This window comes from Rothia sp. 32237D007AR (genome assembly GCF_053544675.1).
The window spans coordinates 30,147-46,937 of the sequence record NZ_JBPPUO010000004.1 but is presented as its reverse complement, the minus strand read 5'-3'; the positions used below and the strand labels follow the sequence as shown (position 1 = coordinate 46,937).

Genomic DNA, 16,791 nt, shown 5'->3' with positions numbered 1-16,791 from the left:
ATCACCATGATTGAATCTATCCAGGGTCTGCTCGATGAGCACGCAGACCTGCAAAAGCAGCTAGCTGACCCGGCCGTCCACGCTGACCAGGGCAAGGCCCGTAAGCTGGGCCGCCGCTACTCAGAGCTCAACGGTATCGTTGAGGCCTACAATCGTGTCAATACTCTGCGTGATGATATTGAAGCTGCTCGTGAGATGGCAGCTGAAGACCCTGACTTTGCTGAAGAGGTCAAGGAACTTGAGGCTCAGCTGCCTGCGGCTGAAGAGAAGCTACGTCGTCTGTTGATTCCTCGTGACCCGGACGATGGCCGCAACGTCATTCTTGAAGTCAAGGGTGGTGAAGGTGGCGATGAGGCTTCCCTCTTTGCTGCAGACCTGCTGCGTATGTACACCCGTTACGCTGAGTCTAAGGGCTGGAAGACTGAGATGATTTCCTCTCAGACGACCGATGTGGGCGGTTACAAGGACGCCCAGGTGGCTATCAAGGGCAACTCGAACGATCCCGCTGAGGGTGTTTGGGCCCACCTCAAGTACGAGGGTGGTGTGCACCGCGTCCAGCGTGTCCCGGCGACCGAGTCCCAGGGCCGTATCCACACTTCAGCAGCTGGTGTGCTGGTTTTCCCTGAGGTTGATGAGCCTGAGGAAATCGAGATTAACCAGAACGATTTGAAGATTGACGTCTACCGTTCGTCTGGTCCTGGCGGTCAGTCCGTGAACACCACTGACTCTGCTGTGCGTATTACCCACCTGCCCACCGGCATCGTGGTTGCTATGCAGAATGAGAAGTCTCAGATTCAGAACCGTGAAGCTGCGATGCGCGTGCTGCGTGCCCGTCTGTTGGCTTGGCAGCAGGAGCAGATTGATGCTGAGAACGCTGAGAAGCGTCACTCCCAGGTGCGCACCATGGACCGTTCTGAGCGTATCCGCACCTATAACTTCCCTGAAAACCGTATTGCCGATCACCGTACTGGCTATAAGGCCTACAACTTGGAGGCTGTGCTCAACGGTGACCTTGAGGCTGTGGTGCAGTCTGCTATTGAGATGGACGAGGCCGCCCGCCTTGAGAAGCTCGGTCAGGAAGACAAATAAGCGTGGCTGATTTTAGCCTGCAGCCCGGTGAAGAGCTCGATTCGGCCCTTCGCCGGGCTGCGCTCTATCTTGGTGCAGCCGGTATTGAGTCGGCTGCCGCTGACGCCCAGCTACTTGCCGCCTACTTGTTAGAGAAGGACGCCGGTGAGCCGGTCTCGCGGGGGCGGGTGCAGTCTTTGGCCTTGCTGGGTTACCCGGTACCGGAGGGCTTTGAGCAGCTGGTTAACCTGCGTGCTGAACGCCTTCCTCTACAGCATTTGACCGGTCAGGCCTTTTTCCGGGGCTTGACCTTGTCGGTGGGCCCTGGGGTTTTTGTACCCCGCCCAGAGACGGAGTTGTTGGTGGAGCATGCCCTGGCTGCTTACCGCAGGATGGGGCAGGTGCTGCCCGGCCGGCCGGTGGTGGTTGATTTGTGTACTGGCTCAGGTGCTATTGCAGCATCTTTGGCTACTGAACTTGCTGCTGATGGGCAGGTGCCAACCCCGCGCGTCCTTGCTGTTGAGCTTTCTACTGAGGCTGCTGCCTGGGCTGAGCGTAACCTGGGCCCGGCCGGGGTGGAGCTAGTAACCGGGGATGCCCGTACTGCCTTACCCGGCTATGAGGGTACTGTGAGTATGGTTGTTTCTAACCCGCCTTATATTCCTGCTGGTGCGATCCCTAAAGACCCCGAGGTGCGAGATCACGACCCTGACCTGGCCCTGTATGGTGGGGGAGAGGACGGCATGGAACTGCCCAGGGCAATTGCAGACCGGGCCTATGCCCTTTTGGCCCCCGGTGGTTATTTGATCATGGAACATGCTGAGACTCAGCGGGAGCTGATGCGCCAAGTGCTGGGGGCTGCTGGGTTTGAGCGTATTGACTCTATTGATGATTTTGCAGGTAAACCCCGTCACACCTCTGGCTTTAAACCGCTACCAGGTATCTAAGAATGTGAAAGAATGATGAGTGTGAAAGCAACCATTGTTAGTGCAACCGACTCCGCGACCCTTGGCGATGCGATTGAAACCGCCAACGCGGCAATCGGCGAGGCCAAAACTATCGTGATTCCTACCGATACTGTCTACGGTATCGCTACTGATGCCTTTTCGGTGGAGGGTGTGGGTAACCTGCTGGCAGCTAAGGGCCGCACCCGGCAGATGCCCCCGCCGGTGCTGATTTATGACCAGTCTGTTCTTCCGGGGCTGGCTGATGAGATTTCTGAGGATGCCCGCGCCCTGGCAACCGAATTCTGGCCGGGTGCTCTGACCCTGATTTTTTACTCTCAGCCCTCCTTGAACTGGGATTTGGGTCAGACCCAGGGCACTGTTGCTTTGCGCGTACCCAATGATCCGGTGGCTATCGAACTCTTGAAGAACCTGGGGCCTTTGGCTGTTTCTTCGGCTAATAAGACGGGTCGGCCGGCAGCTACGACCGCCCAGGAAGCCATGGCCCAGTTGGGTGATGAGGTGGCTCTTATTTTTGATGGTGGCCCGCGCCCTGAGAACCGCCCTGAGGGTTTTGAAGCTAAGGACGCCCTGCCCTCAACTATCGTGGACTGTACCTCTAACCGCCTGGTGGTGGTGCGTGAGGGGGCTATTTCTGTTGAGCGCCTGCGCGAGGTGGTGCCCGGTGTGCTGACCCGTGCTGAGTTTGAAGCCCAGGAACAGGCCCGCCGTGAGGCTGAAACCGCCCTGGCCGCTACTTCAGAGGCCATGGAAGATACCGAGGTTTCGCCCCGATCTGTAGCGGATTCTGAGCTAGATGAAACTGAGACTGGGCGTCAGGCTGCTGCTCCTGCTGCTGGCTCACTGGCAGCAGACCTCATCGCTGATGCTCGCCAAACGGTGGTAGCCGTTGACCAGCGCCGCACCGCAAACGCCCATACTCCGGCAATCCGCCTAGTGAAAGATAATACTAAGCCCTACTCGGTAGCTCATGCCCGTTCGCTGGTCTTCGGCACCCAGAGCAGTGCCCCCGCCGAACCGTTACTTGATACGGACGACGAGGGCACCAAGAACTAGGCAGTTTAGTTCTTAAAGCGACGATCTTTGGCCAATCCCAGTGCACTATGGGCGGTCCGTAGCACCTCACTGACCCGAGCCTGGGGCACGAGGCCATTCTCTCGTGCCCAGGAATCGTCAATATCCTGCCCAAACCACATCACCTCTACCCGGCGCACCGGCCCGGTGAGCCGGTCACCCAGTAGCTCAGAAACCTTATAACCGGTAGCAACCAGAGCGCGGCAAAGAGGGGCCGGTAAGTGCAGGGGGTAGCGGCGTCCTGCATCGATAAGAACAGACTCAGTCGTTGCCCCCTCCCAGGGCTGCATGACAATAGCCGGTAGAGAGCCTGTGAAGCTAGCAACCTGATAAACAAATTCTGCTAGGGCAAAGTTAGAGGAGACCGGGGTCCGGCGCGGGGTACGCCCTGCAACAGAGGCCAAGGCAGATGAAGCAATCTTTGCAAAAGCCTCAGTGGTGCGCCGTCCGCGGCCCTGCACACTGGTGGCTCGAATAATGCAGATTTCAACGGCATGATCCTGGGCAACCTCAACGGGGTTATGGGAGGGCGCTGCCGGGAACTCTGAATCTTCAGACCCCGGCGCCTGGCCCCGTGCCGCTGTTTCTTCAATGAAGGAGCGCAGCTTCAGGAGCACTTCTTCGCCCAGAGCTTTGGAGAAAGAATAGGCCGAGAAAGGCTGGGTCTCTTCGCTCGGCGTGAGCGTAGCAACCTGCCCTAGCACGGCAGCGGAGCTGAGGTGGATAACCCTACTGACGCCGGTACGCTGAGCTGCAATGGCGATAACAGCAGGAAGTAAGGCGTTGCCCCCCAGCAGGGGCACTAAATCTTCTTGGTCAGGTGCTGCCAAACCTGAAGCATTAATGACGACATCACACCCGGCAAAAGACTCAGCTAGGGAATCGATAATGCCTTCTAACTGCCGGGCTTCCTCAATGAGCTGGTTTGCCTCAGCGGTGCGTGTGAGTAAGCGGGGAGCTTCCACAGCATCGACCCGAATACCTTCAGCAGCTAGCCGGGCTACAATTGATGAGCCTACAAAACCGCTTGCCCCAATTACTTTCCACGTGGTCTTTACCATGCCTCTACTCCCTCTATGCGGTGGTGACTGGTGGGCCGTCTATGACCCTACCCCTAGGGTGTCATAGGCTGGGCAGAATTACACGTAGGCCATGCCACGATGAGCTAAGGTTTGGTGGTTGGGTAGCAGGTGATGGGCTAATCTCCAGGTGAGTTCGGTAAACTTGAGTAGAATTGTGTGCACTGCGCCCTGATAGCGGGGTAAATGCATGTATGCAGGTGGCCTCACCCACGAAAGGACCTGTCTGCCCATGGTATCTGTCCCAACGCCCCAGCCGCGCCCTCAGGAGCGCATTGTTGCTGTAGTGGTGACCTATAACCGCCGTGAACTTTTGGCGCAGACCCTGGCAGGAATAGAGGACGGGGCGCTAACACCCGATACGGTCATCATTGTCAATAATGCTTCTACTGACGGCACTGAAGAGTTTCTAAGAAACTATCAGAGCTCTCTGGCGACCGATATTGTGAACCTTCCCCAGAACGTCGGCGGGGCAGGGGGCTTTACTGTAGGTATCGACCGGGCCCTGAGCCGACACGCAGCAGACTTAGTCTGGGTCATGGACGATGACACCGAACCCACCGAAACAACCCTCTCAGAGGCCTACCGGGCCTGGGCCGATTACTCCCAGGTACGGGCAGAACGCCCCGCGGTGGTGGCCTCAAAAGTAGTGTGGACCAACGGCCAAGACCACCCCATGAACACTATGCGCACCATGTTCGCCGCCGGGCCTGAACGTACCGCCCGAGCCGCCGCAGTAGGTGCCCGGCCCATCCGCTCAGCCTCCTTTGTCTCCATCATGATGGACGCTGCGGCCATGCGAGCCACCGATTTGCCACTGGCAGATTTCTTCATCTGGAACGACGACTTCGAATACACCACCCGCCTGATTCACCACAGCAACGGTATCGCCACCGACCGCTCAGTCGCTTACCACCACACCAAGACCTTCGGCACCACCGATACCAAACCCGGCCCTCGTTTCTACAACGATGTGCGCAACAAACTCTGGGTTTTTTGCGCTCGCCGCACCCTCACTCCGCTTGAAAAGCTACTGTACGGTGGATCAACGGCGCGGCTGTGGCTGAACACCCTAGTGCATACTGATGAGAAGAAGACCTATGCCGGTTATTTCTTCCAGGGTGTTAAGGACGCGGCGGCTGGCTACCGCCCCAATAGTGAGGTACTCGATGGGGTGTACCAGCTTGAGACACCCCAGGTAGCGCACAAGGTACGGGCTAAGTACAGTACAGATACCGCCTTTTCCTTGCTGATGAGCGTCTATGCAAACGACCAGCCAGAGCATGTGCGCCTGGCACTAGCCTCTAATACCCAGGAACAGACCCTCAGCCCTCATCAGGTGGTCTTGGTAGAAGATGGGCCTTTGAGCCCTGCCCTTTCTCAGGTGATTGCTGACTTTAAAGAGCAGAGCAAGCTGCCGGTGACGGTGATATCCCTTGAACGGAATCATGGGTTAGCTGCTGCTTTGCGGGAGGGGCTACGCGCCTGCACCTACGATATTGTTGCCCGGGCCGATGCAGATGATATCTCCACCCCTGAGCGATTCGCCCAGCAGATACCTCTGGTTGCTAGCGGGCAGTATGACGTCTTGGGTAGCGCCATGTATGAGTTCACGGACGACCCCGCCCACCCCGAAACTGAACGGAAAGCAGTTACCGGTGAGCAGGCTATCTGCGATACCTTACCCAAACGCAACCCCATGTTGCACCCCACCGCGGTCTTCCGCAAGAGTGCTGTAGACGCTGTGGGTAGTTATGTGGAAGTTCCGGGGGCCGAAGACTACTGGCTCTGGGCGCGGATGAGCCGGGCCGGGTTCGTCCTGGGGAATCTGGCTCAGCCTCTGGTGAGCTACCGGGTAGCTAGCGCCTACACCCGCCGCGGTGGGGTAGCGGCCCTGCGCAAAGATTTACAGGTTCAGCGTAGGCTCTATACAGGGGAGGTTCTGAGCCCTCTCCGTTGCGTGCAGAACCTTGCCGTGCGTGCTCTTTACCGCCTGGCACCAGAAGCAGTGCGTACGAAGGCTTTTAGAGCTATGACCGGTCGCGCCCCGCAGGGGGAGAAAGAGAAGGGCAATAATGTCTAAAGAACCGTCCCTGCAGACCACCTCTATTCCTCTCTTGACCTCAAGCTCTGACCGGAAAGTCTGGTGGAAGTATGTGCAGATGGGTTTGGACTCATTTGCTTGGTTAGCGGCCCTCCCTGCGGCTTTCGTTCTGCGCTATGGCATGGATCTGAGCCAGATTGATACACGAGGGCTAGCTGCTGTTGTGCTAGTTATGGTGGCCCTTCACCTGGGCGGTGGCCTGATAATAGGCCTCTACCGTGGTGTTCATAGCTACGGCACCTTGCAAGAAGGCAGTAAGCTCTACCCTCTGCTGTTTACGAACCTCTGCATTATGCAGATACTGCTTCTGGCGTCCTCTCGAGCCTTTGGTGTTCCTCGTTCTGTGGTGCTGATTGCTTTCCCTATCGCTATTTTGCTGATGATGGGCTTTCGTTATAGCAAACGAATCTACGAGGAAAATACCAACCGGCCCAAGGGCGAGGACGTACAGAAGGTTATTGTCTATGGCGCCGGTTTCTTGGGGAGGAACGTGGTGTCTTCCCTGATGACAGACCCTAAGGCCAAGTATCTGCCGGTGGCGATTGTTGATGATGACCGCTCGGTACGCAATGCCCGCATTCACTCGGTCAAGGTTGAGGGCACTAGTGCTGACTTAGCTGCTTTGGTGAAGCATCACCAAGCCAGCAAGGTGCTGATTGCCATTGGCGAGGAAATCCCTGAACGGCGCCTGGTTCGCATAGCCCAGAGCATGAAAGAGCTGGACGTAGAAACCATACGTATCAACTCTGCGGTTCCTGATATGGGGCAGACCCGTAAGCGTAGCGATGAAAATAATGAACGTGAGCTTCTTGAGAAGATTCGCGGAAAGATAGATTACAAGATCGATCACGAGTTGATTCGTAGCTATGTGCAGGGCCGCCGTGTGCTGGTCACCGGTGCTGGCGGGTCGATTGGGTCAGAGCTGTGCCGCCAGATTTCAGCCTATAGCCCTGCTGAACTGATGATGCTAGATCACGATGAGTCCTTGCTCATGGATACCCGCTATTCGTTGACGGGTTTGTCGAGCCTGGATGATCCCAGTGTGATTCTGGCAGATGTGCGAGATGCGGAGGCTCTCGAGGCAGTTTTTGTTGAACGTAAACCTGAAGTTGTATTTCACGCGGCTGCTCTCAAGCATGTCTCTGCCCTAGAGGCCTACCCCAAGGAAGCCTACAAAACCAATACCCTGGGGACCGCTAACGTCCTCAAGGCTTCAGCTGAGGTTGATGTTCAAGTTTTTGTGAATATCTCTACCGATAAGGCAGCTGACCCCACCACCGCACTAGGCCAATCCAAGCGGAGCGCCGAAATGCTGACCAGCTGGTACGGCCAGCAGACCGGGCGTAGCTATGTTTCGGTACGATTTGGCAACGTCTTTGGTTCACGAGGGTCCATCAAACCCCTCTTTACCAAGCAGATTCTAGACGGCGGCCCCCTGACCGTCACCGACCGCAACGCAACCCGCTACTTCATGCTCATTCCCGACGCCTGCCTGCTAGTCATGCTAGCTGGAGCTATCGGCCACAGTGGTGAGGTGATGGTCCTTGATATGGGTGAACCCGTGAAGATTCTCAAGGTCGCTGAACACATGAGAAGTCTCTATGAGCGCTTTGACGTAGCGATTGAAGTGATTGGTTTACGCGCCGGTGAAAAGCGTGATGAAGTACTCTTTGGCCAGGACGAGGTGCACCAACGCTGCCACGAAAACGAAAATATTATGAGGGCTCAAGCCCCCACCTTTGACCCTGCTGAACTGAACTACGCTGGGTGGCTGGAGAACTACCGGAGCCACCGTGGCTATGACCGCACCGAACACCCTGGGCAGGAGGCCTAATGACTACCTCAGAACTGCTCACCCTCCTTGTGGTTCCTGCCACCCTTGCTTTTCTTGCAGGTCTGCTCTTACCCCTTGCTGTGCGTCCGCTGCTTCACCGCTGGAACTTAGTTGATATCCCCACGGCACGCTCTTCCCATAGTTCCCCGGTCTTCCGAGGCATGGGGCTGGCAACCGCACTGGCCGCCACGCTGGGGTATCTGGTGGCCCTGATCGACGGGCAGATTTTTACTGATCGTTCTATCGCCCTCTTCGTGCTCTTTGGCATGGTTACATCAGGTGCTTTGGGGTGGGCAGAGGACTACCGCGGGGTTTCCATTAAGGTTCGTTTTGCAACTCAGCTACTCATTGGTCTTATCGTCACCTTGGGCATGACTGCCATGCTAGGAACCTCCATCTTCTGGGTTCCCTTGGGTATCTTCGCGATTGTCGCCTATATCAACGTGGTGAACTTTATGGACGGCATCAACGGTATTTCTGGGTTGCACGGCCTTGCGGTGGGGGCCACCTACGCCTATGCAGGCTGGGTTAACCAGATGCCTTGGCTACTTGCTGGGGGAGCGGCTGTGGCAGCAGCCTACCTGGCCTTCTTACCTTGGAATGTGCGTACCGGCAAAAATGTTTTCCTGGGGGACGCCGGTTCCTACTTCCTGGGAGGTGCTATTGCTTCCATGGCGGTAGGGGCCTTCCTCTCCGGGGTCTATGTGGAGTACATTCTGGCCCCTCTGCTGGTTTATCTGGCAGATACTGGAACTACCCTCTTACGTCGTATCGTGCGCGGAGAGAAGTGGTATACCCCCCACCGGACCCATGTTTATCAGCGCCTGACAGACCAGGGTCTAAGCCACCTGGGCAGTGCAGTTCTGGTGACAGTGACGACAGGTACGGTAACGGTAGTGACCGTACTAACCCTACCCTTTGAAACCCAGAACGCTATCTGGTCCGCTGTGCTTGTTGCCTTGATGGTGGCTCTTTATCTTCTTTTGCCGACTCTGCTAGGGAAGGTGCGGCAGCGTGATGGGAAGTAAACCCATGGGCATCAATGAGATGCCTTGGCTCAAAATTTTCCAGCGCGTCTGCTGTGCTTTGGCTATTGTGGCCCTGGTCGGTACGATGGTGGGTGTACTTACCGTAGGTAAATCCGCTGCGGGTGGATTCCTGACCGGGCTTGCTCTGGTTTATCTCAGTTTCCTAGTCGGAATCATGGTTGTGATACTGGCTGAGAAGAGGTCGATGAAAAGCGCGGCAGTAGCTCTTTTGGCCATGTACCCCATCAAGATGATGATGTTTACCGGCCTTTTAGTGTTAGCTCCAATACCGCAAGATTTTCGTAACGGCTGGTTTCTGGCGGGAGCTTCTCTGGCGCTACTGGTTCAGCTCACTATCGAAACAAGAGTTATTTCCCAACAGAGGATTCTCTATTTCGATTCGGTAGGATGACATCAGGTGAAGGAGCATATGCCCTTGGGCAAGACAGACGATAAATGGTACAAGCAAGATAAGCAGTTACGTTCTGCTGGCGACCTAGTAGCTGGTGGCGGAACGGCTGGGGCCTTTATGACGCTTATCTATGTCATGATAGGCATTGGTATCTGGAGTTTGGTAGGCTATGGTCTAGACCACTTACTAGGTACAACCTGGATTGCTTGGGTAGGCGGATTCGTTGGCGCCTTTGGGGGTATCTACTTGGTATTTATCCATATGCAGCAGCGTAAATAAGACCAACTAGAACCGGTTGGCGCACATATAATTTTGATTCTTTAAACCTCTGAGGTTGCTGGAGCCAGCGGCCAATACGAAGCAATGAAAGGACTTGCCTTGATATCAAACGGGCTAGTTGTCGCAGCGGGAGAGCAACAAGGCTACGTTCCGCCCACTATCGATGAGATGCACCTACCTGCAATCTTCACGATCGGTGATTTTGAGTTCAGCAAGCAGATGCTGCTGGTTCTCCTATCGGTAGTTATCGTTGCTGGCTTCTTCCTCTTCGCTGCCCGCAAGCGGGCCGTGGTTCCCTCACGCACCCAGTTTGTTGGCGAAATGGGCTACGGGCTGGTCCGCAACAGCCTAGGTAAAGAGCTGATTGGCGCCCACCACTACAAGCCTTTTGTGCCCCTGCTCTTTACCGCTTTCTTCTTTATCCTGGTCAATAACCTCTATGGCTCAATCCCCGTTGTGCAGCTACCGACTATGTCTCACGTAGGTTCTGCCTATGCGCTAGCTGCCATTGCTTACCTGACCTGGGTTGGCGTAGGTATCAAGCGTAAGGGTCTAGGTAAGTTCTTCAAAGATATGACCATGCCCTCCGGTGTTCCCCCGCTGGTCTACGTCATTCTCATTCCCATTGAGTTCATATCTAACATGCTCATCCGCCCCGCCACTCACGCCCTGCGTCTTTTTGCGACCATGTTCGGTGGCCACCTGGCCATTATGGTTGCTGCCTCACTGACCCAGTACCTGATTATTGAAGCCGGTGGTATCGCCGCTGTCGCATCGCTTGGTTCAGGTGCCTTGGGTATCTTCCTCTACTTCCTGGAACTGATGATTCAGGTAATTCAGGCCTACGTCTTTACCCTGCTCCTTGCGGTCTACCTGCAAGGTTCGGTTTCTGAAGGCCACTAACACTATAGATTTTCTCCGTTGATACCTCAGCGGACGAGAAAAGCAACCCGCTTTAGCGGGGAGTGCCCACATCAAAACTCTGCCCCTTACACAAGACACAAACCGCAAGGGGCACTGTGAAAGGAAACAAACATTATGGAACTCACCGGTTCACTTACCGCAGTTGGTTACGGTCTGTCAGCTATCGGCGGTGGCATCGGCGTAGGTCTGATTTTCGCAGCCTACATGACCTCCGTTGCCCGTCAGCCTGAGTCACAGCGCACCCTGCAGCCCATGCTCTTCCTGGGCTTCGCACTGGTTGAAGCACTGGCAGTTCTCGGCCTGGTTCTTGCGTTTATCAAGTAATTTTTGGCCCCGCCGAAAGATTGACCAAACTATAGAACAGGAAAACCCCCTATGTCTCATTTAATGGCAGCAGCAGAGGGCGCGAACCCTCTGATCCCCAATGTCTGGGAAATCGCCATTACCGCCATCGGGTTCCTGCTCCTGCTCTTCATCGTCACTAAGTACGTTGTCCCGGCATTCGAAAAGATTTACCAGGACCGTAAAGAGGCAATTGAAGGTGGTCTAGCCAAGGCTGAGAAGGCTCAGGCAGAGGCCGCAGCAGCACGCGAAGAGTACGGCCAGCAGCTCGAAAGCGCTCGTCTGGAAGCTCAGAAGATTCGCGAGGAAGCACGCGCTGAAGGCGACGCCATCGTGGCAGAAGCTAAGGAGCGCGCAAACGCTGAGGCAGCTCGTATCACCGAAAACGCCCAGAAGACTATTGCAGCAGAACGTGCATCTGCCGCAGCATCACTTCGTGCCGAAGTTGGCGCTCTGGCAACCTCACTGGCTGGCAAGATTGTGGGCGAATCCCTCAATGACGATGAGCGATCCGCACGTGTTGTCGATCGTTTCCTCGCTGACCTTGACGCACAGCAGCAGGCAGGTGTAGCCCGCTAATGTCAGCAGTATCGACTGAATCACTGAACAAGGTGGAACAGGTTCTGGTGGCCCAGCCTACCGACAACCCGACCCACCTCGCAGAAGAACTCTTCGCTGTTGTCGATGCTATTGACAACAACGGCGGGTTCCGGCGAGGTCTAACCGATCCTTCCCGCGAAGCAGCGCAGCGAGCAGGTATCGCCCGCTCCGTTTTGGGCGGCAAGATTTCCGACGCCGCTCTGGCTATCGTTTCTGCAGCAGCAGAAGCCCGCTGGAGCGAAGAACGCGATCTAGCTGATGCCCTTGAAAAAACCGCTGTTACCTCAGTAGCGCTTTCTGCTGAACAGCGCGGAGGTGTCGACGCACTAGAGCAGACCGTCAACGAACTGCTGACCTTCATCAACACCGTTGATGCCTCAGCAGAAGCACAGGACGCTCTTGCCGATACCAGGGCAAGCAAGGAAGCACTCAAGAAGCTAGCTATCAGTCTCGGTGGCCATGTAGCCACCGCTGAAGGCAAGCTTCTGCTCGAACGAGTTGCCACTGCGGCCCGCGGAACCACCGCAGCCCAACTGGCCAACGAATTCGTAGAAATCATCGTCAAGCGTCAAAACCGTTGGATCGCACGAGTAACCTCAGCAACTGCGCTCACTGCAGAGCAGATTGCAAAGTTGCAAGGGTCACTCAACAAGACCTACGGCAAGGAGCTGAAGCTCGACATCACCGTAGACCCCGCCCTACTGGGAGGTCTGCGTGTGCAGGTAGGGGACGAAGTCATCGATGGCTCACTATCCACCCGACTATCAGAACTTAGCCGCGCTTTCGCATAGGCGATTTCCACAGTCGAGACCTCGACGGTGATTGAGAAGATACACAGGCGATAATGGGCCAGCCTCAGGGCATAACCCAAGCACGTCACATAAGTTTCGGTAGGCCTGTCGCACTCCGGCAGGCACACCAACAAATTAGGAGAGCAGGGACATAAGATGGCCGATTTGACCATCAACGCCGATGATGTCCGTAAGGCGCTGAATGAATTTGCAGCGTCTTACGAACCCGGCAATGTAGAGCGCGTAGAGGTGGGTCGAGTTGCATCAGCATCCGACGGCATCGCACGCGTTGAGGGTCTTCCCTCAGTAATGGCTAACGAGCTACTTCGCTTTGAAGATGGCACCCTTGGCCTGGCACAGAACCTCGATACCCGCGACATCGGTGTCATCGTCCTCGGTGACTTCACCGGCATCGAAGAAGGCCAGGAAGTACACCGTACCGGCGAGGTTCTCTCAGTACCGGTCGGTGACGCCTACCTAGGGCGAGTCGTTGACCCCTTGGGTAACCCCATTGACGACCTAGGAGATATTGAAGCTGAAGGCCGCCGCGCCCTCGAACTTCAGGCCCCCGGCGTCACCCAGCGTAAGTCCGTTCACGAGCCCCTCCAGACCGGTCTCAAGGCCATCGACGCCATGATTCCCATTGGTCGCGGCCAGCGTCAGCTCATCATTGGTGACCGTCAGACCGGTAAGACCGCTATCGCAGTCGATACCATCTTGAACCAGAAGGACAACTGGGCAAGCGGCGACCCCAACAAGCAGGTCCGCTGTGTCTACGTTGCTATCGGTCAGAAGGCCTCAACCATCGCCGCAGTACGCGAAACCCTCAAGCAGAAGGGCGCCCTGGAGTACACCACCATCGTGGCTTCTCCCGCCTCAGACGCAGCAGGCTTCAAGTACCTGGCACCCTACACCGGTAGCGCCATCGGCCAGCACTGGATGTACGGCGGCAAGCACGTTCTCATCATCTTCGATGACCTCTCCAAGCAGGCAGAAGCCTACCGTGCAGTATCACTGCTGCTCCGCCGTCCCCCGGGCCGCGAAGCATACCCCGGCGATGTCTTCTACCTCCACTCCCGCCTCCTAGAGCGCTGTGCAAAGCTCTCTGACGAGCTGGGCGCAGGTTCAATGACCGGCTTCCCCATCATTGAAACCAAAGCAAACGACGTTTCCGCCTTCATCCCCACCAACGTCATCTCCATCACCGACGGCCAGATTTTCTTGCAGTCCGACCTCTTCAACGCTAACCAGCGCCCCGCGGTCGATGTAGGTATCTCTGTCTCCCGTGTCGGTGGTGCAGCGCAGACCAAGGCTATGAAGAAGGTCTCCGGTACTCTCAAGCTCGACCTTGCCCAGTACCGTGCAATGGAAGCCTTCGCCATGTTCGCCTCTGACCTCGATGATGCTTCAAAGGCTCAGCTGACCCGTGGTGCTCGCCTAACCGAGCTGCTGCGTCAGCCCCAGTACACTCCTTACGCAGTTGAGGACCAGGTTGTTGCAATCTGGGCAGGTACTAACGGCTACCTCGATGACGTTGAAGTTTCAGACGTTCTACGTTTTGAAGCAGAGTTCCTCGACCACCTACGCCGCACCACCTCAGTACTGCAGGACATCGCAGCATCAGGCAAGCTCGAAGACGAAAACGTAGCAGCACTCAAGACTGCCATCGCCGACTTCAAGCAGGGCTTCCGCTCAGAGGGCACTAGCCACCTCGTTGACGCTGGCCACGAAGAGCACAAGCCCCTGTCAGACACCGAAGTATCCCAGGAAACCATCGGTTAGCGATTTTCCTAGTAGGTGAGAAGCCCCTCCAACAGAACCTGGGGGAGGGGCCCCCGCCCTAGGAGTGAAAGGAATCTCTATGGGAGCCCAAATCAGGGTTTACCGCCAAAAGATTACTTCAACATCGTCTATGAAGAAAATCTTCAAGGCGATGGAGATGATCGCAACCTCACGCATTAACAAGGCACGTAAAAGCGCAGAGGCAGCTAGCCCCTACGCAAATGCGCTGACTAAGGCCGTCACTGCCATTGCGACCCAGCACCACATTGAGCACCCCCTGCTCAATGCACGCTCAAAGGCAAAAACCGGTCGCTCTGCAGTTCTCGTCCTCACCAGTGACCGTGGCCTTGCGGGCTCATACTCCTCATCCATCCTCAAAAAAACCGAGGGTCTTATTGAGAAGCTCCGCGGTGAGGGGCGCGATGCCAAGCTCTATCTCATCGGTCGTAAAGCCAAGTCTTACTTTGACTTCCGTGAACGTGACTATGAGCAGGCTTGGGAAGGCAACACCGACAACCCCAACGTCGAGATGGCCGTTGAAGCACGAGACGCCATCCTGGCAGCCTACGAAAACGGCGAAGTAGATGACCTTTACATCATCTACACCGAATTCATTTCCATGGTCACCCAGGAAACCTGCGTTCTGCGCCTGCTACCGATTGAGGTAGCAGAAGCACGTGAACTCGGCGCAGACATCCTGCCCGGCGAACGTCTTGAAGATGACCAGTTCCAGCAGAACTCAGTCTTCGAATTTGAACCTAGCCCCAAGGAAGTTCTCGATGAGTTACTGCCCCGCTACATCGCTTCGCGTATCTATGCGTGCCTGCTTGAAGCAGCGGCCTCCGAGCTGGCCTCCCGCCAGCGCGCGATGAAGTCCGCAGGTGATAACGCTGACGAGCTCATCAAGAAGTACACCCGCCTGATGAACAATGCTCGCCAGGCAGAAATTACTCAGGAGCTCAGCGAAATTGTTGGCGGCGCCGACGCACTCGCCTCCTAATCCACCAGACAACTTTCCACTCTCTACATAGGTAAGTGAGAACAATGACTGCCACTCTGAACGAATCGGCTACCGCGCCGGCTCAGGGCGCAACTGGTCGTATTGCTCGCGTTATCGGCCCTGTCGTTGACGTTGAGTTCCCTGCCGGCCAGGTACCTGACATCTACAACGCGCTGACCGCTGATCTGACCCTCAACGGCACTACCCGCACAATCACCTTCGAGACTGCCCAGCACCTGGGCGACTCGCTGGTACGCGCGATCTCCCTACAGCAGACCGACGGCCTTGTCCGCGGCCAGGCTGTAGTAGATAGCGGCGCCCCCATTTCCGTGCCCGTCGGCGACGGCGTCAAGGGCCACATCTTCAACGTCCTGGGCGATGCACTGGACGTTCCCAATGACCAGATTAAGGCTGACACCTACTGGCCTATCCACCGCGCAGCCCCCGGCTTCGCAGACCTTGAAGGTTCGACCGAGATGCTGGAAACCGGCATCAAGTCCATCGACCTTCTCACCCCCTACATCAAGGGCGGTAAGATCGGTCTCTTCGGTGGTGCAGGTGTGGGTAAGACCGTTCTGATTCAGGAAATGATTACCCGTGTTGCCCGTAACTTCGGTGGTACCTCCGTATTCACCGGCGTTGGCGAGCGCACCCGTGAAGGTAACGACCTCTGGGTTGAAATGGAAGAAGCTGGCGTTCTCAAGGACACCGCCCTAGTGTTCGGCCAGATGGACGAACCGCCTGGAACCCGTCTGCGTGTTGCTCTGACCGGTCTGACCATGGCCGAATACTTCCGTGACGTTCAGAACCAGGACGTTCTGCTCTTCATCGATAACATCTTCCGCTTCACCCAGGCAGGTTCTGAGGTTTCAACCCTGCTTGGTCGTATGCCCTCTGCTGTGGGTTACCAGCCCAACCTGGCTGACGAAATGGGTCTCTTGCAGGAGCGCATCACCTCAACCCGTGGTCACTCCATCACCTCCATGCAGGCAATTTACGTTCCTGCGGACGACTACACCGACCCGGCGCCTGCCACCACCTTCGCCCACCTGGATGCAACCACCGAGCTTTCCCGTGAGATTGCTTCTCGTGGTCTGTACCCTGCGATTGATCCGCTGTCTTCTACCTCCCGAATTCTGGACCCCCAGTACATCGGTCAGGAGCACTACGACACCGCAATCCAGGTCAAGGCTATCTTGCAGGAAAACAAGGAACTTCAGGACATTATCGCCATTCTTGGTGTTGATGAGCTCTCTGAAGAGCAGAAGGTTGTTGTTTCTCGTGCTCGCCGTATTGAGCAGTTCCTGTCACAGAACACCTACACTGCTAAGCAGTTCACCGGTGTTGAGGGTTCAACCGTGTCTATCAAGGACACCATCGAGTCCTTCCAGATGATCTGCCGCGGCGATGTTGACCACATCCCCGAGCAGGCCTTCTACAACATTGGTGGTATGGACGACGTCATGCGCCGTTACGAGGAAATCAAGGCACAGTCTGGAGCCAAGTAAT

The 16,791-nt window shown here is 56.2% G+C and carries 16 protein-coding genes; 15 read left to right on the top strand and 1 reads right to left on the bottom strand.

The genetic code is table 11. The features are described from left to right. Window positions 1–6 precede the first annotated feature (6 nt). Genes prfA through ACED87_RS03985 form a run of 3 tightly spaced genes read left to right on the top strand, consistent with a single transcriptional unit; the run spans window position 7 to window position 3,089 of the window. Window positions 7–1,089 carry a peptide chain release factor 1 gene (gene prfA, locus ACED87_RS03995; protein ID WP_449082507.1) on the top strand — a complete coding sequence of 361 codons (1,083 nt, stop codon included), beginning with the start codon at window positions 7–9 and terminating at the stop codon, window positions 1,087–1,089. Window positions 1,090–1,091: 2 nt separating this feature from the next. After that, complete coding sequence (gene prmC / locus ACED87_RS03990) at window positions 1,092–2,015, top strand: peptide chain release factor N(5)-glutamine methyltransferase (protein ID WP_449082505.1); 924 nt, start codon at window positions 1,092–1,094, stop codon at window positions 2,013–2,015. A gap of 21 nt (window positions 2,016–2,036) precedes the next feature. Next, a complete protein-coding gene (locus ACED87_RS03985) occupies window positions 2,037–3,089 on the top strand; it encodes an L-threonylcarbamoyladenylate synthase (RefSeq protein ID WP_449082503.1) in 1,053 nt (350 codons plus the stop codon). 5 nt (window positions 3,090–3,094) lie between these two features. On the opposite strand, the gene ACED87_RS03980 is transcribed toward ACED87_RS03985, so the two are convergent. Continuing rightward, window positions 3,095–4,168, bottom strand: coding sequence for an NAD-dependent epimerase/dehydratase family protein (locus ACED87_RS03980; protein WP_449082501.1), 1,074 nt, complete (start codon window positions 4,166–4,168; stop codon window positions 3,095–3,097). Between the two features lie 250 nt (window positions 4,169–4,418). Here ACED87_RS03980 and ACED87_RS03975 point away from each other — a divergent pair, with 250 nt between their 5' ends. From ACED87_RS03975 to atpD, 12 genes are all read left to right on the top strand, one after another. Continuing rightward, on the top strand, window positions 4,419–6,269 hold the full coding sequence (locus tag ACED87_RS03975; RefSeq protein WP_449082499.1) for a glycosyltransferase: 1,851 nt from the start codon (window positions 4,419–4,421) through the stop codon (window positions 6,267–6,269). Further along, window positions 6,262–8,124: a polysaccharide biosynthesis protein gene (locus ACED87_RS03970; RefSeq protein WP_449082497.1), complete on the top strand. Its 1,863-nt coding sequence runs from the start codon at window positions 6,262–6,264 to the stop codon at window positions 8,122–8,124. The genes ACED87_RS03975 and ACED87_RS03970 overlap by 8 nt, the downstream gene beginning before the upstream one ends. Further along, window positions 8,124–9,152, top strand: a complete 1,029-nt coding sequence (locus ACED87_RS03965; RefSeq protein WP_449082496.1) for an MraY family glycosyltransferase — start codon at window positions 8,124–8,126, stop codon at window positions 9,150–9,152. Before ACED87_RS03970 ends, ACED87_RS03965 begins: the two co-directional genes overlap by 1 nt. Window positions 9,153–9,156: 4 nt before the next feature. Further along, window positions 9,157–9,564: a hypothetical protein gene (locus tag ACED87_RS03960; RefSeq protein ID WP_449082494.1), complete on the top strand. Its 408-nt coding sequence runs from the start codon at window positions 9,157–9,159 to the stop codon at window positions 9,562–9,564. A 6-nt stretch (window positions 9,565–9,570) separates the two neighbouring features. Continuing rightward, complete coding sequence (locus ACED87_RS03955) at window positions 9,571–9,843, top strand: hypothetical protein (protein WP_449082492.1); 273 nt, start codon at window positions 9,571–9,573, stop codon at window positions 9,841–9,843. A 99-nt stretch (window positions 9,844–9,942) separates the two neighbouring features. After that, window positions 9,943–10,746: a F0F1 ATP synthase subunit A gene (gene atpB, locus ACED87_RS03950; protein WP_449082491.1), complete on the top strand. Its 804-nt coding sequence runs from the start codon at window positions 9,943–9,945 to the stop codon at window positions 10,744–10,746. Window positions 10,747–10,881: 135 nt separating this feature from the next. Continuing rightward, window positions 10,882–11,091, top strand: coding sequence for an ATP synthase F0 subunit C (gene atpE / locus ACED87_RS03945; RefSeq protein WP_135011536.1), 210 nt, complete (start codon window positions 10,882–10,884; stop codon window positions 11,089–11,091). A gap of 51 nt (window positions 11,092–11,142) precedes the next feature. Then, complete coding sequence (locus ACED87_RS03940; protein WP_449082489.1) at window positions 11,143–11,688, top strand: F0F1 ATP synthase subunit B; 546 nt, start codon at window positions 11,143–11,145, stop codon at window positions 11,686–11,688. Further along, the gene (locus ACED87_RS03935; protein ID WP_449082487.1) at window positions 11,688–12,500 is read left to right on the top strand and encodes a F0F1 ATP synthase subunit delta; all 813 of its coding nucleotides are present in this window, start codon (window positions 11,688–11,690) and stop codon (window positions 12,498–12,500) included. Before ACED87_RS03940 ends, ACED87_RS03935 begins: the two co-directional genes overlap by 1 nt. A gap of 156 nt (window positions 12,501–12,656) precedes the next feature. Then, window positions 12,657–14,282: a F0F1 ATP synthase subunit alpha gene (gene atpA, locus ACED87_RS03930; RefSeq protein WP_449082485.1), complete on the top strand. Its 1,626-nt coding sequence runs from the start codon at window positions 12,657–12,659 to the stop codon at window positions 14,280–14,282. A gap of 79 nt (window positions 14,283–14,361) precedes the next feature. Continuing rightward, entirely contained in the window at window positions 14,362–15,282 is a 921-nt protein-coding gene (locus ACED87_RS03925) for a F0F1 ATP synthase subunit gamma (RefSeq protein ID WP_449082483.1), read from the top strand. A gap of 44 nt (window positions 15,283–15,326) precedes the next feature. Continuing rightward, window positions 15,327–16,790 carry a F0F1 ATP synthase subunit beta gene (gene atpD / locus ACED87_RS03920; protein WP_449082481.1) on the top strand — a complete coding sequence of 488 codons (1,464 nt, stop codon included), beginning with the start codon at window positions 15,327–15,329 and terminating at the stop codon, window positions 16,788–16,790. Window position 16,791 lies beyond the last annotated feature (1 nt).